The organism is Streptomyces chartreusis NRRL 3882 (assembly GCF_900236475.1).
GTDB classification, from domain to species: domain Bacteria; phylum Actinomycetota; class Actinomycetes; order Streptomycetales; family Streptomycetaceae; genus Streptomyces; species Streptomyces chartreusis_D.
The window spans coordinates 5,748,665-5,767,572 of sequence record NZ_LT963352.1; the positions used below are offsets into that span (position 1 = coordinate 5,748,665).

Here is an 18,908-nt window from a genome sequence, read left to right on the forward strand (position 1 = left end):
CACTCCCGCCCGCCCGGGGAGGATCCCTCGTGGTCAGCGCTGGGTGGTCGTTCTCACCCGCAGGGCGTAGAAGCGGGTCGTCTGGGTCTTGTTCTCGTTGTCGTCGCTGGCCAGGAGGACCTTCAGGGTCTTCTTCGTCCGGCCCGTGATCGTCATGCCCTCGATGTTGTCGAGCAGCGGGTTCGGCTGGGGCTGCTCGGCCGTCGCTCCGAGGGAGGGGCAGGTCACGAGGTCGGTGAGGAGGGTCTTCCTGATCAGGCGGGCCTCGGGGCGGGCCGGGAGGGTCTCGATGCCGCTCGTGTCCGTCGCCCCGCGCGGGTCGGCCAGGTAGAGGCGGACCGTGTTGCCGACGCCGGAGGTGAAGCCGCGCTCCAGGACCAGCAGGCGGCCGTCGGGGGTCGCCTGGACCTCGGGGACGCCCAGGCCGGGGTCCTTGCGGTAGGCGTACTGGGCGCCGAGGGCGAAGTGGCCGTGTGCCGTCCTGCGCCAGGTCTGGAAGCGGACGATCGTCGAGTCGTCGCCGGACAGCGAGTACTCCATGGAGGCCAGCAGGGTGCGGCCGCCGGAAAGCAGCGTCAGGCCCTCGAAGGTGCCGTTGGGCTGGGCCCGGCCCACGGGGCTCACGCGCAGGGCGTCCGGGACCGGGAGGCGGTCGAGGATCTCGCCGGTGCGGGAGTAGCGGCGGACGGACGGCTCGGTCTCGGAGGTGACCAGGAGAGTGCCGTCGGCGTCGATGACCAGGCCCTCGGAGTCGAGCGCGGTCCCGTTCTCGTCGGCGAGCGGGGTCACGGACCGGGGCTTGAGGGTCCTCGCGTCCAGGCGGAAGAGGGACGAGCGGTCGGAGAGGGCGGCCAGTGAGCCGCCGCCGTCCATGGCGAGGGCCGAGAGATTGCCGACGTAGGTGTTCTCGTACGTCGTCTTGTCGAGCGCGTCGGAGAAGCCGTCGATGGACACGTCCGGCGAGCAGGCGTGCCGGGTGTGCGCCTGGGCGGGGCCGGCGGCGGTCAGGCACGTGGCCACCGCCAGGCCCGCGGTGAGGAGGGCGAGAGGGTTTCTCAGGGGCATGGCGCCACCGTAGGGCGGACCGGTGACGCCGGGTAGGACGCGCGGTGAAGGGTCAGCTCGCGGCCAGGTCCTTGTGGATGACCTTGGCCACGGCCTGGATGGTCGCGATGCCGTAGTTCATGGTGCTGTTGCCGTGGGTGAGCACGGTCATCATGTAGTCGTGGCCGCCGCCCTTGAACGCGCCGACGCTGTGCACCCGCCAGCCGTTCGTGGAGCGTTGCAGCCAGCCGTTCTTCACGGCCACGGTGACGCCGGACGGCACTCCGTACGGCGTGCCCCAGCGCTGGGACGAGACGACCTGGCCCATCAACTTGAGGATGTAGGCACGGGAGTTGTCGCTCAGGACCGCGTTCTTGGCGGTGAGGAGCTTCAGCAGCTTCTGCTCGTCGGTGACGGTGATCTGCGTCAGGCCCCAGTAGCCGTTCGCGCCGGGCTTGGTCTGGGTCATGCCGGCGGCGCTGAGGAAGCCCTTGATCTTCGTCATGCCGAGCTGCTTCCACAGGGTGGAGGTCGCGGCGTTGTCCGACTTGGTGATCATGGCCTTGGCGAGGGTGTTCTCGCGGTCGGTGAGATACCGGTCGTGCTTCTTCGCGTCCCACAGCAGCGTGGCGAGGACAGTCACCTTGACGACGCTGGCCGAGTCGTAGGCGGAGCTCGCGCGCAGGGTGCACGTCGTGTTGGTGCTGCGGTCGTAGAGGCCGACGGCGACCGTTCCCTTGCGGGTGGCGAGCGCGGCGGTGATGTCCTTCTTCAGCTTGGCGGCGAGCCCGGCCTTGGCCGACGTGCAGGTCACGGCCGGAGTCGCGGCGGCGGCGGGCGTGGCGGCAGCGACGAGCGGCACGAGCACACCCGTACCCACGGCCACCGCCAGCACTCTCGCGCGGCGGGATATCCCAGAAGTCATGCACTCCATGACTCACCGGGAAGGGGCAAAGGTTGTAGCGATCGGCGAAGGCTTGTGCGAGTCGTTACCGGGCGCTGCGTTGTTTCACAGGAGGGTCCCGGTTTCGTCACAGCGGCCTCCAGTCAGGGCTGTTCACGATGCCGGGGTGACAGCTGCCACCGAACCCTGGAACGCCGGGAGCTTCGAAGCGGGTGTTCGGGCACGCCGTGGCGGCCGAACGGCCCCCGGCCCTTCGGTCAGGTGCCGCTCCGCTGACCCCTGTGAAAACTCTTGACGTCGGTTTTCCCGCCGGGATACTTGCGGTCGACAGCGCGCCAACTGCCGCGTCAGTGACGGGATTTCGTCGTATCCGATCTGATGTCGACAGTGGTCACGTGTGTCCGAGATCCCGAACGCCGTACGAAGTCTCGCAAGCTTCTGACGGTCACCCCCACAGGAGGATCCGCGATGAGCCCACGCAAGGCACTTGTAGCTGCCCTGACAGCCGCACTACTGGCCGGCCCAGGCGTCGCCCAGGCCGCCACCCCCCAGGCCGCCCCCGCCCCGGCCCGCGAACGCGCCGCCGCGGCCACCATCACCTGGTCCCTCGTGCGGGCGAGCAACCCGACCGAGGACCAGCGCACCGCCTACGACGCCATCACCCGGGCCATGAACGCGGCGGTGGCCCGCTACAACAACCTCAGTGACCTGGGCAAGACCATCACCGTCCGCTACGAGCCGGGCGTCCCCACCGCCGACGGCAACATCAACGGGACCATCCGCTTCGGCAGCAACCGCAGCTACATGACCAAGCGGACGGCCCTGCACGAGATCGCCCACACCATCGGCGTGGGCACCAGCTCGGGCTGGTCCCGCCTCGGCGGCAGCGGCACTTGGACCGGCGGGCAGGCCACCGCGCTCGTCAAGCAGTACGACGGCTCCGGCGCGAAGATCTCCACCGGCGGCGGCCACTTCTGGCCCTACGGCCTGAACTTCGAGAACGAGATGTCGAACACGGCGGCCGACCGCCACGTCCACCTCGTCGCCGCGATGGTCCGCGACGGCCTGTAGGTCGTGTTCGAGCCGTGCTCGAGAAGTAACCGGCATGTGGGGTGGGCCGCCCGGAAAGTCGTGGGCGGCCCACCGCGTCGTGTCTGTTGAGGAGGGCGCCGGGTACACGGTTCATGCACCTGTGTGGGGCCGAGGGGAAGGAGGCCGGGGCGGTGGCGGTGAAGGCGATGGGATGGGCGCACTCGTTCCCCATGTCCGAGGGAGTGCGCGCCGGGCGGGAGTGGACACGCAGGCGTCTCGAATCCCTGCCCTGGGCTGCCGCGGAGCCGGACACGGTGGACGCCGTCGTCCTGGCCGTGTCCGAGCTGATCACCAATGCGCACGTCCACGCGCACAGCGACGCGCACCTGGTCCTCACGTGGGACGGCGACTGCCTTCATGTGAGCGTCCACGACGAGGACCCGACGCTGCCGCGCCAGCGCGAAGCAGCGCCGGGGGACGTCTCCGGCCGCGGAGTGGCGATCGTGCAGAAGCTCGCCGACGAGTGGGGGATGCGGTGCCGGCGGAACGGCAAGACGGTGACGGCATGCTTCCGTCCCGCCGACACCGACACCGACACCGACACCGACACCGGCAACGACCGGCATGACGGCAGCAGCAACTGACTGAGTGGGCGTCCTACGACCACCGCCATCGCACGGTTCCGGATGAGAGGGACGGGCTCGTGAGCGTCAGTCGGTCCCGGGGTGCTCGGGGTGCTTGCCCGGCCCGTCGGCGCCGGAGGACAACGGAGTGGGTGACAGTGCGGTGTCCTCCTCGCCGGGCTCCAGAAGGGTGTCGGCGGCGCCGACGATGAGGGGGTCGGGTGTGCCGACGGCCTCGCGGTCCTTGCTGGCGTAGTCGATGCGCGACAGCAGACTGCGCATGGTCTCCAGCCGGGCGCGCCGCTTGTCGTTGCTCTTGACGACGGTCCAGGGGGCGTATGCGGTGTCCGTGGCGCGGAACATGTCGACCTTCGCCTCGGTGTAGTCGTCCCAGCGGTCCAGCGAGGCCAAGTCGGTGGGGGAGAGCTTCCACTGGCGCACCGGGTCGACCTGCCGGATCGCGAAGCGCGTGCGCTGCTCGGAGCGGGAGACCGAGAACCAGAACTTCACCAGCAGGACGCCGTCGTCGACCAGCATCCGCTCGAAGGCCGGGCACTGGTCGAGGAACAGCTCGTACTCGTCCTTGGAGCAGTACCCCATCACGCGCTCGACGCCGGCCCGGTTGTACCAGGAGCGGTCGAAGAAGACGATCTCCCCGGCCGTCGGCAGATGCGCGATGTACCGCTGGAAGTACCACTGGCCCATCTCGCGTTCGGTGGGCTTGTCCAGGGCGACCACGCGTGCGCCGCGGGGGTTGAGCCGCTCGGTGAGCCGCTGGATCGTGCCGCCCTTGCCCGCGGCGTCACGCCCCTCGCACACGACGACCAGACGGGCGCCGGTGTCCTTGACCCACCGCTGGAGCTTGAGCAGCTCGATCTGCAGGATGCGCTTGGTCCGCTCGTACTCCTTGCGGCGGACCTTGTGGTCGTACGGATGGTTCTCCCGCCAGGTCCGGATGGGACGTCCGTCCTCGTCCAGCACGATCGGCTGCTCTCGCCGACTGGCATCCACGGTCAGCCCGTCCAGCAACCTGTTCGCGTCTTCGGCGTCTTCGGCGTTCATGATTATGCTCCCCGCTCGGTCCGCGCCGTCGGTCAGAAGGGCATGCGGCCGCGGGAGCGGCGACCTGCCGAACCGCTGCGGCTCACCGCGCGCGAGCTGGTGTGGAAGGGCTTGCTGAAGAGCCGGCCCAGAATGCCGGGCGCCTTGCCACCGGCCCGGGCCCCGGCACCGAGGGTACGTTGCGTGCCGCGCTCGGGATGGCGGGAGAGACGGGGGACGAGGAAGGCCAGGACGGCCAGGACCACACACCCGACGATGACGACGGCGACTACCATGATCGGCTCCCCTTCGCTGGTGGACGGATACACGGGTGCCCCGCTCGGTCCCGCCCATGTGAGGAGCGAAGAAACGGCCCGGCCGGACCGGTCGGCGCTCAGTCCAGATGCGTCGGCGCGAACATCCGCAGCACGGCCGGGAGCAGGACCACCGAGGGCCCCGGCGACGCGAGCTGCTTCGCGAGGTCCTGCTCCAGGTTCTCCGGGGTCGTACGGACCCCGGGGACGCCGAAGGACTCCGCCAGGGCCACGTAGTCCGGCCGGGTCAGTTCCGTCGCGCTCGCCTCGCCGAACGCGTCGGTCATGTACTCGCGCAGGATGCCGTAGCCGCCGTCGTCGACGATCAGCCAGGTGACGTTCAGGCCGTACTGGCGGGCCGTCGCCAGCTCGGCGATCGAGTACAGGGCCCCGCCGTCGCCGGAGACGGCGAGGACCGGCCGGGTCGGGTCGGCCACCGCCGCGCCGAGTGCCGCCGGGAAGGCGTAGCCGAGGCCGCCCGCGCCCTGTGCGGAGTGCATGTGGTTGGGGCCCTTGGCGTCGAAGGCCGACCAGGCCCAGTAGGCGAGGATCGTCATGTCCCAGAAGGACGGGGAGTCGGCGGGGAGCGCCCTGCGGACGGACGCCAGCACGTCCTGCTCCAGGGCGAGTTCCTGGGCGGCGATGCGTTCGGCGACCTTCGCGAGCAGCGCGCGGACGCGCTCCGGTGCCGTCGGGTCCTCCCGCTCGGTGACCGTCTCCAGCAGTGCCTGCAAGGCGAGGCGGGCGTCCGCGTGGATGCCCAGGGCCGGGTGGTTGGACTCCAGCTTGCCGAGGTCGGCCTCGATCTGGATGATCCGGCCGCGCGGCTTGAACGTGTGGTAGTTCGAGGAGAGTTCACCGAGACCCGAGCCGACGACGAGCAGGACGTCCGCGTCCTCGAGGAAGTCCGTGGTGTGGCGGTCCTCGATCCAGGACTGGAGCGACAGCGGATGCGTCCAGGGGAAGGCGCCCTTGCCGCCCGGTGTCGTGACGACCGGCGCCTGGAGCGTCTCGGCCAGCCGGCGCAGCTTCTTCGACGCGTCCGCCCGGATCACTCCGCCGCCCGCGATGATCGCCGGGCGGGCCGCCTTCGACAGCAGGTCGGCGGCCACGGCGGTCAGTTCGGGGCGCGGCGGCAGCTCCTCGGGGAAGGCGTCGCCGCCGGTCACCACCGGGATCGCCGTCGGCGCGAGCAGTACGTCCTGCGGGACCTCCACCCACACCGGCCCGTGCGGGGCGCTCAGCGCCGACTTCCAGGCCGCCTCGATGGCGGACGGGATCTGCGACGGGGTGCGGACGGTGTGGACCGACTTCACCACGCCCCGGAACGAGGCCGCCTGGTCGGGCAGTTCGTGCAGATAGCCGTGGCGTCCGCCGCCGAGCCCGGTCGTCGGGACCTGGCTGCTGATCGCCAGGACGGGGGCGCTGGCCGCGGCCGCCTCCTGGAGCGCCGCCAGCGACGTCAGGGCTCCCGGCCCCGTCGACAGCAGCAGCGGCGCCGCCTCACCCGTGATCCTGCCGTACGCGTCGGCAGCGAAGCCGGCGTTGTTCTCCACCCGCAGGCCGACGTACCTCAAGTCCGAGCGGCGCAGCGCGTCGAACATGCCCAGCGCGTGCTGGCCGGGCAGTCCGAACACGGTCGTCGCGCCCAGCGCGGCCAGCGTCTCCACGACCAGGTCTCCGCCGCCCCGGCCGGGGGGAGGGTTCAGGGCGGCCTCCGTCTGGGCGGGCGTCGGGCGGAGCACCAGGTCGTGGTCGTGAGTCACTTGGCTTCCGAGTCCTTCCGGGCCGCGGCGATCTGGCGGGACATGATCGTGGTCAGTTCGTACGCCGTGTGGGACGCGGCCACCGACGTGATCTCCGCGTGATCGTACGCGGGCGCCACCTCGACGACGTCCGCGGAGACCAGGTTGCAGCACGCCAGGCCGCGCAGGATCTCCAGCAGCTCGCGCGAGGTCATGCCGCCGGCCTCGGGGGTGCCCGTGCCGGGGGCGTGGGCCGGGTCGAGGCAGTCGATGTCGATGGAGATGTACAGCGGCCGGTCGCCGATGCGCTGGCGGAGCTGGTCGGCGACCTCGTCCGCGCCGCGCCGGTAGACGTCCGCCGAGGTGACGATGCCGAAGCCCATCTTCTCGTCGTCGGTCAGGTCCTGCTTGCCGTAGAGCGGGCCGCGCGTGCCGACGTGGGACAGGGCGGAGGTGTCGAGGACGCCCTCCTCGACCGCGCGGCGGAACGGGGTGCCGTGGGTGTACTCGGCGCCGAAGTACGTGTCCCAGGTGTCGAGGTGGGCGTCGAAGTGCAGCAGGGCCACCGGGCCGTGCTTCTTCGCCACCGAGCGCAGCAGCGGCAGCGCGATGGTGTGGTCGCCGCCGAGGGTCATCAGCCGGGCGCCCGTGCCGAGCAGGTCGTCGGCGGCGGCCTCGACGGTCTCGACGGCCTCGTTGATGTTGAACGGGTTCACGGCGATGTCGCCGCCGTCCGCGACCTGGGCGAGGGCGAACGGCGAGGCGTCCTGCGCCGGGTTGTACGGGCGCAGCAGCCGGGACGCCTCGCGGATCGCGTTGCCGCCGAAGCGGGCGCCCGGCCGGTACGAGACACCCGAGTCGAACGGCACGCCCACCACGGCGACATCGGCCCGCCCGCCGACCTCGTCGAGCCGGGGCAGCCGGGCGAAGGTCGCGGGGCCCGCGTACCGCGGAACGCGCGAGGAGTCGACGGGTCCGCGGGGAGTCTCGTTGCTGCTCATGGAGAAATGCCTTCTTTCCTACGCTTCATCGCGTATGTACTGCTTGCTCTACGACTCTACTGGGGAGCCGTGACCGGTTCGGACGCGAGTTCGGGGGCCCGTCCGGAGAGCCGCTCGCGCCAGGCGGCGAGGACGGCGGCGTCGGTGGCGGGGGTGGCCAGGGAGACGACCAGATAGGCGGCGAGCGAGGCGAGCAGGCCGTAGTAGACGGGCTCGTTGGCGAGGATGCCGTGCGCCGCCATCAGCACGATGACCGCGAGCCCGCCGACCACGACGGAGGCGAGGGCGCCGTACACCGTGCCCCGCTTCCACACCAGCCCGCCGAGGATCGGCACGAGCAGTCCGCCGACGAGGAGGTTGTAGGCGACGGTCAGCGCCTCCACGACGTTGTCGATCGCGATGGCCGTGCCGATCACCGCGAGGCCCATGAGCAGGATGAAGGCGCGGTTGCCCCGTACCTCGTCGTGGTCTTCCGCAGGCGCCGCCTTGCCGAGGCCCCGCAGCCGGGACCAGATGTCGTTGTTGGCGACGGTGGCGCAGGCGATCAGCGCGCCGGACGAGGTCGACATCACGGCTGCCAGGGCGGCGGCCAGCACCAAGCCCCGGACTCCGACGGGCAGTTCCTCCTTCACGATGGTCGCGAAGGCGTCGTCCGGGCTGCCGAGCTTCGGGTACAGCACCCTGGCAGCCGTGCCGATGACGGCGCCGGCGAGGGCGTACGCGAGGCAGTAGGTGCCGGCGACGGTCCCGCCCCACTTGGCCGTTCGGTCGCTGCGGGCGGTGAACACGCGCTGCCAGATGTCCTGCCCGATGAGCATGCCGAAGGTGTAGATCAGCACGTAGGTGAAGATCGTCTCGCCGCCGATGCCGAGCGGGTCGAAGTAGTCGGTGGGCAGCCGGTCCTTCATCTCGCTGAACCCGCCGGCCTTCACGACGGCGATCGGCAGCAGCAGGAGCAGCACGCCGATGGTCTTCACGACGAACTGCACCATGTCCGTCAGGGTGATCGACCACATCCCGCCGAGGGTGGAGTACGCCACGACGATCGAGCCGCCGAGGACGATCGCGAGCGTGCGGTTGATGTCGAACAGGACGTCGAAGATCGTGGCGTAGGCGATGGTCGAGGTCACCGCGAGCATGAGGGTGTACGCCCACATGACGACGCCCGAGATGACGCCGGCCCGGCCGCCTCCGTAGCGCAGGTCGAGCATCTCGGAGACGGTGTAGACCTTCAGCCGGGCGATGCGGGCGGAGAAGAAGACGGAGAGGGCGAGCAGACCGAGGCCGATGGTGAAGACCATCCAGGCGCCGGACAGGCCGTACCGGTAGCCGAGCCCGACACCGCCGATGGTGGAGGCGCCGCCGAGGACGATCGCCGCCATGGTGCCGGAGTACATGGCCGGGCCGAGCCGGCGGCCGGCCACCAGGAACTCGCTCTTGGAGCGGGCGCGGCGCATGCCCCACCAGCCCATGGCGAGCATGCCGGCCAGGTAGACGACGATCACGAGGTAGTCGACGGCCATGGGGCCTCCTTCGCGCACGCACGGGGCGCGGAGCTCGGTCGTGGGGGACGAGGTTGACGAGGACTGACCCTAGGTGGCCGGAAAGCGACTGCGAAGTGTACGTTTCATCCATTCGAACGGCACTGGCCGGAGGGAACGCACACATGCCGGATTCGACGGTTCCCCCCACACCCCCCGTTCCGCTGTCCGCCCTCCTGGCCCGCGAGGACCTGGCCCTGCGCCGGATCGCAGGCCCCGACGACCCCGGCACCGTCGTCCACTGGGTGCACACCTCGGAGATGGCGGACCCGTATCCGTATCTGCTGGGCGGGGAACTGCTGCTCACGGCGGGCGTGCACATCCCGGAGGCGGCGGGGTCGGGGACGTACTTCGACGACTACGTGGCCCGGATCGTCGCGGCGGGCGGCGCGGCCCTCGGCTTCGGGGTGGCGCCGGTCCACGACACGGTGCCGAGGGCGCTGGTCGCGGCGTGCGAGAGGCACGGCCTGCCGCTGCTGGAGGTGCCGGAGCAGACCACCTTCTCGGGCGTGGCCCGCGCGGTCTGGCAGCTGATGGCCCAGGCCCGCCTGGCCGAACTCCGCCGCGTGACGGAGGCCCAGCAGAGCCTGGCCGCGGCCGCCTCCCGCCCCGACCCGGTCCCGTCGGTCCTCCGGCAACTGGCCCAGCGGCTGGGCGGGTGGGCGGTGCTGTACGGCCCGGAGGGGGCGGAGATCGCGGGGGCGGGCAGGGAGCCCGCGGGCGAGGCGCGCGAGGCGCTGGCGGAGCTGGCGGGAGTGGTGCGGCCGGTGGACGCGGGGGCCGGGCCGCCGGCGGGCACGCAGGGTGCGGGCGCGCGGCCTGCGGTGGAGTCCTCGGGGGCGGGCGGGGCGACGCGGTCGGGCGTGCCTGGCGAGGGCGGACGGTCCGGCGTGCCTGGCGGGGGCGGACGGCCGGGCGTGCCTGGCGAGGTCGGCTCCGGGGTGGTGCGGTCGGCGCCCACTGCGGGCGCGCGGTCTCCGGGCGAGTCCTCGCGGGCGGGCGGGGCGACGCGGTCGGGCGTGCCTGGCGAGGGCGGACGGTCCGGCGTGCCTGGCGGGGGCGGACGGCCGGGCGTGCCTGGCGAGGTCGGCTCCGGGGTGGTGCGGTCGGCGCCCACTGGGGGCGCGCGGTCTCCGGGCGAGTTCTCCCGGGCGGTCGAGCCGGGCAGGGCACCGCACACGGACGGACCGGCGGCGCAGCCGGGCGGTCCCGTCGGTGTCGGACGTCCGGGCGGGCCCGCCGAAGTCGAACGCCCGGGCGGGCTCGCCGGGGCCAGGCGCTCGCGGCCGCGTGACGGGGCACCCGACGCAGGCCGCCCCCAGCCCCAACCACCCAACCGACCCGCGCCCCCGCCTCAGCCCCGGACGCCCTCTCCCGCCAACCGCCCCCACCCCACCTCCGCCACCGACACCGTCTCCGGTACGCATCTCGCCGCCTACGCCCTCGGTGCCGGGCGCGGCTTCGTGCTCGGGGTGGCTGCCCCGGGGCGTGCGCCGGGGGATCACACCATCGTGTCGGTCGCCGCCGTGCTGCTCTCCCTCCTCACCGGGGAGCAGCACAGCGGTACGGGTGCCGCCCGTTCCTCGGCGCTGGTGCGGCTGCTGCTGGGGGCCGCGCCCGAGGACGTCGCACCGCTGCTCGGCGACGGGCGGCGGTGGGTCGTCGTGCACGCCCGTCCGGACGGGGAGGGCGTCCCCGACGCCGTCGCGGCCGGCGCGCTGGGTGCCGCGCTCGGCTCCGCCCTGGTCGACCCGGCGGGCGACGTCGTACGGGTCCTGCTCCCGGCCGACCCGGCACCGGACCCGTTGCCCGGCTGGACCCTGGGCGTCAGCGCCGACGTCGCCCCGGAGGACTGGCCCGCCGCCGACACCCAGGCGGCCCGCGCCCTGGCCCGGGCCCGCGCCACCCGCGCCCCGCTGCTCCGGCACGGACCGCGCCCCGCCCTCGCCGACCTGGTCCCGCCCGACGAGGCGGCGGCCCACGCCCGCACCCTGCTCGCGCCCGTCACGGCCCACCCCGCGCTCCCCGAGACCCTGCGCACCTGGCTCTCCCTGCACGGCAGTTGGGACCGCACGGCCGTCGCCCTGTCCGTGCACCGCAACACCGTGCGGCAGCGCATCGCCCGGTGCGCGACCCTGCTGGGAGCGGACCTGGACGACCCGGACGTCCGCATGGAACTGTGGTTCGCGCTGCGGCAGATCTGAGTAGGTGAGCGGGGTCCCGCTGAGTACGTGACGCACATCCCAGCGTGCGATACGCCAGGGCCGCCCCCAGTCGGCTGCTCCACAATGGTTGTCATGCCGATACCCGGGACACCCAGCCGCGCCGAACTCGTCGACCACCTCGTCAGGACGCGCATCGCGGGCGACGTCGCCACCCCCCGCGAGAACAACCTCTCCCACTACCGCAAGCTGGCGAACGCCGACCGCCACTACTGGCTCGGCCTGGAACTCGGCGACCGCTGGAGCGACGAGCAGGACGTCCTCGCGGTGATGGCGGAACGAGTCGGCGTGAACGACGACCCCGAGCACCGGTACGGCCAGGACACCATCGACCCGGAGCTGACCGTCGCGGCCCTGGACCGGCTCGCCGGGCGGCTGCGCAAGGCGGCGGACGGGCAGCAGCGGGTGCTCTTCGCCACCGGCCACCCCGGCGGCCTGCTCGACGTGCACCGCGCGACCGCGTCCGCCCTGCGCGCGGCCGGCTGCGAGATCGTCGTCATCCCGGACGGGCTGACGACCGAGGAGGGTTACGTCATGCAGTTCGCGGACGTGGCGGTGCTGGAGCACGGCGCCACCCTGTGGCACACCCACTCGGGCGAGCCGATGAAGGCCATCCTGACCGCCCTGGAGCGCGAGGGCCGCCCGCTGCCCGACCTGGTCGTCGCCGACCACGGCTGGGCGGGCTACGCGGGACAGCACGGCGTGGACTCCGTCGGCTACGCCGACTGCAACGACCCGGCCCTCTTCATCGCCGAGGCCGAGGGCACCGTACAGGTGACGGTGCCCCTCGACGACCACGTGGTCAGCCCCCGCCACTACGACCCGATGACGGCGTACCTGCTGGCGGAGGCGGGCCTCAGCTAGTGCCCGGCTCGCGCGGGACGCGGACCACGCCCTCCTGGATCACCGTGATGGCCAGCCGCCCGTCCTGCGTGTAGATGCGGGCCTGTCCCAGTCCCCGGCCGCCGTACGCGGACGGGGACTCCTGGTCGTAGAGCAGCCATTCGTCGGCGCGGAACGGCCGGTGGAACCACATCGCGTGGTCGAGGGAGGCTCCGACGACGTCCCCGACGGCCCAGCCGCCCCGCCCGTGCGCGAGCAGCACGGAGTCGAGCAGCGTCATGTCGGAGACGTAGGTGGCGAGGACGACGTGCAGCAGCGGTTCGTCAACAGCGCCGCCCAGTTTGCCGTTGGTCCGGAACCACACCTGCGAGTGCGGCTCGCGCGGCTCGCCGAACTTCCCGTACGGCGGCTCGTCGACGTAGCGCAGATCGACGGCGGCCCGGGCCTCCAGGAACTTCTCCACGACCGCCGGGTCGAGGTGCCCGTAGCCGCGCAGCCGTTCCTCACCGGTGGGCAGCGTGGCGGGATCGGGCGCGTCCGGCATGCGCTCCTGGTGGTCCAGCCCGTCCTCGTACACCTGGAACGACGCCGAGAGGTGGAAGATCGGCTTGCCGTGCTGGACGGCGACCACCCGGCGGGTGGTGAAGGAGCGGCCGTCGCGGATCCGGTCGACGGTGTAGACGATGGGCGCGCCGGGGTCACCGGGGCGCAGGAAGTACGCGTGGAGGGAGTGCGCGGGCCGGTCCTCGGGGACGGTCCGCCCGGCGGCGACGAGCGCCTGGGCCGCGACCTGCCCGCCGAAGACCCGCGGGACGACGGCGGACCGGGACCGGCCGCGGAAGATGTCCTCCTCGATCTGCTCCAGGTCGAGCAGATCGAGGAGGTCCTGTAGTGCCTGACTCATGAGGTAGTTGTACCGGCCAGTGATCGCGTGCCGGTGTCGGGGGCCTTACAGGCCCATGTCCTTCGCGATGATCGTCTTCATGATCTCGCTGGTGCCGCCGTAGATGCGGTTGACGCGGTTGTCCGCGTACAGGCGGGCGATCGGGTACTCGTTCATGTAGCCGTAGCCGCCGTGCAGCTGGAGGCAGCGGTCGATGACGCGGTGGGCGACCTCGGTGCAGAACAGCTTCGCGGAGGCGGCCTCGGCGGGGGTGAGCTCACCGGCGTCGAGGGCCTCGGTCGCGCGGTCGGCGACGGCCTCGGCGGCGTCCACCTCGGCCTGGCAGGCGGCCAGCTCGAACTTGGTGTTCTGGAAGTGGGCGACGGGCTTGCCGAAGACCGTGCGCTCCTGCACGTACTGCTTGGCGAACCGGACGGCGGCCTTGGCCTGGGCGTAGGCGCCGAAGGCGATGCCCCAGCGCTCCGAGGCCAGGTTGTGGCCGAGGTAGTAGAAGCCCTTGTTCTCCTCGCCGAGGAGGTCCTCGACGGGCACCTTGACGTCGACGAACGCCAGCTCGGCGGTGTCGGAGGTCTTCAGGCCGAGCTTGTCGAGCTTGCGGCCGACCGAGTAGCCCTCGGACTTGGTGTCGACGGCGAACAGGGAGATGCCGTGGCGGCGGTCCTCGGCGGTCGGGGCGGCGGTCCGGGCGCAGACGATCACGCGGTCGGCGTGGACGCCGCCGGTGATGAAGGTCTTGGCGCCGTTGAGGACGTAGTGCGTGCCGTCCTCACTCAGCTTGGCGGTGGACTTCATGCCCGCGAGGTCGGAACCGGTGCCCGGCTCCGTCATCGCGATGGCCCACATCTCCTCGCCGGTGACGAACTTCGGCAGGTAGCGCTTCTTCTGCTCGTCGGTGGCGAGCATCTTGATGTAGGGCAGGGCGAGCAGCACGTGCACGCCGGAGCCGCCGAACTGGACGCCCGCGCGAGCGGTCTCCTCGTAGAGCACGGCCTCGAACTTGTGGCTGTCCAGGCCCGCGCCGCCGAACTCCTCGGGGACGTTGATCCCGAAGATGCCCAGCTCACCGAGCTTGTAGTAGAAGTCGCGGGGCGCCTGGCCCGCCGCGAACCACTCGTCGTACACCGGTACGACCTCGGCCTCGATGAAGGCGCGCAGGGTCTCCCGGAACGCCTCGTGATCCTCGTTGAACACCGTACGGCGCACGCCGCCACCTCCAGGGACCTCAGCTGTCTAAGCGCTTGCTCAGAACAAGATACCGGCGAGTATCAACGACCGTCCAGGGTGGGTGCGGGGTAACGCTCGTCACGCCGCGGGATGAAAACAGCCTCCCACGGCGTTGGTGCCTTCCGGCAGACCAGGACGATCGGAGGGCACCCGCGTGACACCGCAACGGGGATGGGCACGACGACTGTGGGCCTACGCATGGCGCCACCCGAAGGACGTCGTACTCGCCCTCGGCTCCTCGCTGGCCGGCATGGCGGTCATGGCCCTCGTCCCGCTGATCACCAAGGTGATCATCGACGACGTCATCAGCGACCACACCCGCTCGATGACCACCTGGGCCGGCCTCCTGATAGCCGCCGCACTCGTCGTCTACGTCCTCACCTACATCCGCCGCTACTACGGCGGACGCCTCGCCCTCGACGTCCAGCACGACCTGCGGACGGAGATGTACGGCACGATCACCCGGCTCGACGGCCGCCGCCAGGACGAACTGTCCACGGGCCAGGTCGTCGGCCGGGCCACCAGCGACCTCCAGCTGATCCAGGGCCTGCTGTTCATGCTCCCGATGACCATCGGGAACTTCCTGCTGTTCCTGATCTCCCTGGTGATCATGGCGTCGCTGTCGCTGCCGCTCACCCTCGTCGCCCTGGCCGTCGCCCCCGCCCTGTGGTGGATCGCCAAGCGCAGCCGCACCCGGCTGCACCCCTCCACCTGGTACGCCCAGGCCCAGGCCGCCGCCGTCGCCGGTGTGGTCGACGGTGCCGTCAGCGGGGTCCGCGTGGTGAAGGGCTTCGGGCAGGAGGAACAGGAGACCGGCAAGCTCAGGGACGTCAGCCGCAGGCTCTTCGCCGGGCGGCTGCGCACCATCCGCCTCAACTCCGTCTACACCCCGGCCCTCCAGGCCGTCCCCGCCCTCGGCCAGGTCGCGATGCTGGCGCTCGGCGGCTGGCTCGCGGTGCGCGGGCACATCACGCTCGGCACGTTCGTCGCCTTCTCCACCTACCTCGCCCAGCTCGTCGGCCCGGTCCGGATGCTCGCCATGGTGCTCACCGTCGGCCAGCAGGCCCGTGCGGGCACCGAACGCGTCCTGGAGCTGATCGACACCGAGCCGTCTCTCGAGGACGGCCGCAAGGAACTGCCCGCCGACGCCCCGGCGACCGTCGAGTTCGACGACGTCTCCTTCGGCTACGACGTCGCCCCCGGCCAGACCAGGCCCGTCCTCGACGGGCTCTCCTTCGAGATCCGCCCCGGCGAGACCCTCGCCGTCGTCGGTTCCTCCGGCTCCGGCAAGTCCACGGTCTCCCTGCTGCTGCCGCGCTTCTACGACGTCACCCGCGGTGCCGTCCTGGTCGGCGGCCACGACGTGCGCGAACTGACCCTGGAATCGCTCCGGGCCGCGATCGGGCTGGTCCCGGAGGACTCCTTCCTCTTCTCCGACACGGTCCGCAACAACATCGCCTACGGCCGCCCGGAAGCCACCCAGGAGGAGATCGAACAGGCCGCCCGCGCCGCTCAGGCCCACCGGTTCATCAGCGAGCTGCCCGACGGCTACGACACCACCGTCGGCGAGCACGGCCTGACCCTCTCCGGCGGCCAGCGCCAGCGCGTCGCACTCGCCCGCGCCATCCTCAGCGACCCGCGCCTGCTGGTCCTGGACGATGCCACCTCCGCCGTGGACGCCCGGGTCGAGCACGAGATCCACGAGGCACTGAAGGAGGTCATGCGGGGCCGCACCACCCTGCTGATCGCCCATCGCCGCTCCACCCTGAACCTCGCCGACCGCATCGCCGTCCTGGACGGCGGGCGCCTCGCCGACATCGGCACCCACGAGGAGCTCCAGCGGCGCTCCGCCCTCTACCGGCGCCTGCTCACCGACCCCGACGAGCTGGGAGCGGTCTCCCCGGGCCACACCCAGGCGGCCTGCCCCGAGGAGGACACCTCCGTCCGGGACGAGCTGGACGCCGAGTTCGACGCCGAGCGCGGGGTCACCCCGCGCCTGTGGACCGGCGACCGCGAACGCAAGGACCTCGCCCTCGCCGAGAGCCCCGCCACGCCCGAGCTGCTCGCCCAGGTGGAGGCGCTGCCCCCGGCCACCGACGTCCCCGACGTCGACGAGTCGCGGGCGGTGCAGCCGGAGCAGTCGTACGGTCTGCGCAGGCTGCTGCGCGGCTTCGGACTGCCGCTGCTGGTCAGCCTCGGTCTGGTCGCCGTCGACGCGGGCATGGGCCTGCTGCTGCCGATCATGATCCGGCACGGCATCGACTCGGGCGTCACCCAGGCCGCGCTCGGCGCCGTGTGGGCGGCGTCACTGCTCGCGCTGCTGACGGTGGCCGTGCAGTGGGCGGCCCAGGTCGGCGAGACCCGGATGACCGGCCGCACCGGCGAACGGGTCCTCTACTCCCTGCGGCTGAAGATCTTCGCCCAGCTCCAGCGCCTCGGGCTCGACTACTACGAGCGGGAGCTGACCGGCCGGATCATGACCCGGATGACGACCGACGTCGACGCCCTGTCGACGTTCCTCCAGACGGGCCTGGTCACCGCCTTCGTCTCGGTCGTCACCTTCTTCGGCATCATGGTCGCCCTGCTGGTGCTCGACGTGGAGCTGGCGCTGGTCGTCTTCGCGACGCTGCCGCCGCTGATCATCGCCACGTTCTTCTTCCGCCGGGCGAGCGTGAAGGCGTACGAACTGGCCCGTGAGCGCGTGTCGGTGGTCAACGCCGACCTCCAGGAGTCGGTGTCCGGGCTGCGGATCGTGCAGGCCTTCCGGCGCGAGCGGGACGGCGGGCGGCGGTTCGCCGGGCACAGCGACAGCTACCGCCAGGCGCGCATCCGGGGCCAGTGGCTGATCTCCGTGTACTTCCCCTTCGTGCAGTTCCTGTCGTCGGTGGCGGCGGCGGCCGTGCTGATCGTCGGCGGGGCGCGGGTCGACGACGGGACACTGGCGATCGGCTCGCTGGTGGCGTACCTGCTCTACATCGACCTGTTCTTCGCGCCGGTGCAGCAGTTGTCCCAGGTCTTCGACGGCTACCAGCAGGCGTCCGTCTCGCTGGGCCGCATCCAGGAGCTGCTCCAGGAGCCGACGTCGACGAAGTCCGCCGACGAGCCACGCGAGGTCCTCTCCCTGCGCGGCGAGATCGCCTTCGAGGACGTGCACTTCGCGTATGGCGACGACGAGGAGGCGCTCGGCGGGGTCGACCTGCGCATCCCCGCCGGGCAGACCGTCGCGTTCGTCGGCGAGACCGGCGCGGGCAAGTCGACCCTCGTCAAGCTCGTGGCCCGCTTCTACGACCCCACCGGCGGCCGGGTCACCGTCGACGGCACCGATCTGCGCGCCCTGGACCTCACCTCGTACCGGCACCGTCTGGGGGTCGTCCCGCAGGAGGCGTACCTCTTCCAGGGCACCGTCCGCGACGCCATCGCCTACGGCCGCCCCGACGCCACCGACGCCGAGGTCGAGGCGGCGGCCCGCGCGGTCGGCGCGCACGAGATGATCGCCACGCTGGAAGGCGGCTACCTCCACGAGGTCGCCGAGCGCGGCCGCAACCTCTCCGCCGGGCAGCGCCAGCTGATCGCCCTGGCCCGCGCAGAGCTGGTCGACCCGGACGTCCTGCTGCTCGACGAGGCGACGGCCGCCCTCGACCTGGCCACGGAGGCCCAGGTCAACCAGGCCACCGACCGCCTGGCGGGCCGCCGCACCACCCTCGTCGTCGCCCACCGCCTCACCACCGCCGCCCGCGCCGACCGGGTCGTCGTCATGGACCACGGCCGGGTCGTCGAGGACGGCACCCACGAGGAGCTGCTCGCGCGCGGCGGGCGGTACGCCGAGCTGTGGCGGACGTTCATCGGCGCCGCGGAGCCGGAGGAGCCGGTCGGCGCGTCCCGCTGACGCAAGTCCGTGCGGCGCCGCCGCGACGGTCGTGCAACCGTGCGACATACGTCATGCGTCCGTACAGCCGTACGCCGATGGTCGCGGACGACGCGGTACGGGAGGACGACAGTGGACAGTGGAGCGATACGCCGGCGGCTCGCGCTCGGCCTGGCCGTGCTGACCGCCTCCGGCCTGCTGGCCGTAGCGGCGCCGGGCGAGGCGCAGGCCGCCGCTTCCGCCTACTGTCCCGGCCGCAAGGTCCGCACCCTGCCCTTCGCCACCGGAACCGTGCTCGTCTACAAGCGCGGCGGCTACGTCTGCGCCGTGACCGTCGCCAAGAAGCCCGGCGTGAAACGGAAGATGTCGGTGAGCGTGCAGGCGCGCGGCAGCCGCCCGGTCGTCGACGAGGGCCGGTACGCCTACCACGCCGGCCCGGTCATGGTGCACGCCGGGCGCCGCTGCGTATGGCTGAAGGGCAGGGTGGGGCCGGGATCGGTCAGCTCCGGCTGGATCCTGTGCTGACGACCGGCGCACAGGGTTTTCCCTATGTCCCCTGGTGCTGGGGGGAGTTGGTCCGCTAGCTTCCGGCGCACATCTGTCTC

The 18,908-nt window shown here is 71.9% G+C and carries 15 protein-coding genes; 6 read left to right on the forward strand and 9 right to left on the reverse strand.

Features of this window, described 5'->3' with window-relative positions; translation table 11 throughout:
* Positions 1-33: 33 nt before the first annotated feature.
* Positions 34-1,065 carry an esterase-like activity of phytase family protein gene (locus tag SCNRRL3882_RS26060; RefSeq protein ID WP_010046979.1) on the reverse strand — a complete coding sequence of 344 codons (1,032 nt, stop codon included), beginning with the start codon at positions 1,063-1,065 and terminating at the stop codon, positions 34-36.
* 52 nt (positions 1,066-1,117) lie between these two features.
* Positions 1,118-1,969 (reverse strand): serine hydrolase, encoded by an 852-nt coding sequence (locus SCNRRL3882_RS26065; protein WP_029181665.1) that lies wholly within the window; start codon positions 1,967-1,969, stop codon positions 1,118-1,120.
* A 447-nt stretch (positions 1,970-2,416) separates the two neighbouring features.
* Here SCNRRL3882_RS26065 and SCNRRL3882_RS26070 point away from each other — a divergent pair, with 447 nt between their 5' ends.
* Both SCNRRL3882_RS26070 and SCNRRL3882_RS26075 read left to right on the forward strand, forming a co-directional pair.
* Positions 2,417-3,019, forward strand: a complete 603-nt coding sequence (locus SCNRRL3882_RS26070) for a hypothetical protein (protein WP_010046975.1) — start codon at positions 2,417-2,419, stop codon at positions 3,017-3,019.
* Between the two features lie 152 nt (positions 3,020-3,171).
* Positions 3,172-3,624 (forward strand): ATP-binding protein, encoded by a 453-nt coding sequence (locus SCNRRL3882_RS26075; protein ID WP_010046973.1) that lies wholly within the window; start codon positions 3,172-3,174, stop codon positions 3,622-3,624.
* A gap of 66 nt (positions 3,625-3,690) precedes the next feature.
* Here the strand turns inward: SCNRRL3882_RS26075 and ppk2 are convergent, their stop codons facing one another.
* The 5 genes from ppk2 to SCNRRL3882_RS26100 form a co-directional block, all read right to left on the reverse strand.
* Positions 3,691-4,665, reverse strand: a complete 975-nt coding sequence (gene ppk2, locus SCNRRL3882_RS26080; RefSeq protein WP_010046971.1) for a polyphosphate kinase 2 — start codon at positions 4,663-4,665, stop codon at positions 3,691-3,693.
* Positions 4,666-4,697: 32 nt separating this feature from the next.
* On the reverse strand, positions 4,698-4,940 hold the full coding sequence (locus SCNRRL3882_RS26085; protein ID WP_010046966.1) for a DUF6411 family protein: 243 nt from the start codon (positions 4,938-4,940) through the stop codon (positions 4,698-4,700).
* Positions 4,941-5,038: 98 nt separating this feature from the next.
* Positions 5,039-6,724: a thiamine pyrophosphate-binding protein gene (locus tag SCNRRL3882_RS26090; protein ID WP_010046964.1), complete on the reverse strand. Its 1,686-nt coding sequence runs from the start codon at positions 6,722-6,724 to the stop codon at positions 5,039-5,041.
* Positions 6,721-7,704, reverse strand: coding sequence for an agmatinase (gene speB, locus SCNRRL3882_RS26095; protein ID WP_010046962.1), 984 nt, complete (start codon positions 7,702-7,704; stop codon positions 6,721-6,723). Before speB ends, SCNRRL3882_RS26090 begins: the two co-directional genes overlap by 4 nt.
* 56 nt (positions 7,705-7,760) lie before the next feature.
* Complete coding sequence (locus tag SCNRRL3882_RS26100) at positions 7,761-9,227, reverse strand: sodium:solute symporter (protein ID WP_010046956.1); 1,467 nt, start codon at positions 9,225-9,227, stop codon at positions 7,761-7,763.
* Positions 9,228-9,370: 143 nt separating this feature from the next.
* Between SCNRRL3882_RS26100 and SCNRRL3882_RS26105 the strand changes: the two genes are divergently transcribed.
* Both SCNRRL3882_RS26105 and SCNRRL3882_RS26110 read left to right on the forward strand, forming a co-directional pair.
* Positions 9,371-11,449, forward strand: a complete 2,079-nt coding sequence (locus tag SCNRRL3882_RS26105) for a PucR family transcriptional regulator (protein WP_010046954.1) — start codon at positions 9,371-9,373, stop codon at positions 11,447-11,449.
* A 93-nt stretch (positions 11,450-11,542) separates the two neighbouring features.
* Positions 11,543-12,331: a phosphatase gene (locus SCNRRL3882_RS26110; protein ID WP_010046952.1), complete on the forward strand. Its 789-nt coding sequence runs from the start codon at positions 11,543-11,545 to the stop codon at positions 12,329-12,331.
* On the opposite strand, the gene SCNRRL3882_RS26115 is transcribed toward SCNRRL3882_RS26110, so the two are convergent.
* On the reverse strand, positions 12,324-13,214 hold the full coding sequence (locus tag SCNRRL3882_RS26115; RefSeq protein WP_010046950.1) for an acyl-CoA thioesterase: 891 nt from the start codon (positions 13,212-13,214) through the stop codon (positions 12,324-12,326). The genes SCNRRL3882_RS26110 and SCNRRL3882_RS26115 overlap by 8 nt on opposite strands.
* A gap of 45 nt (positions 13,215-13,259) precedes the next feature.
* Positions 13,260-14,417 (reverse strand): acyl-CoA dehydrogenase family protein, encoded by a 1,158-nt coding sequence (locus tag SCNRRL3882_RS26120; RefSeq protein WP_010046948.1) that lies wholly within the window; start codon positions 14,415-14,417, stop codon positions 13,260-13,262.
* Positions 14,418-14,592: 175 nt separating this feature from the next.
* On the opposite strand from SCNRRL3882_RS26120, the gene SCNRRL3882_RS26125 reads away from it, so the two are divergent.
* Positions 14,593-18,324: an ABC transporter ATP-binding protein gene (locus SCNRRL3882_RS26125; protein ID WP_010046937.1), complete on the forward strand. Its 3,732-nt coding sequence runs from the start codon at positions 14,593-14,595 to the stop codon at positions 18,322-18,324.
* A 111-nt stretch (positions 18,325-18,435) separates the two neighbouring features.
* Positions 18,436-18,828 (forward strand): hypothetical protein, encoded by a 393-nt coding sequence (locus SCNRRL3882_RS26130; protein WP_010046934.1) that lies wholly within the window; start codon positions 18,436-18,438, stop codon positions 18,826-18,828.
* Positions 18,829-18,908 lie beyond the last annotated feature (80 nt).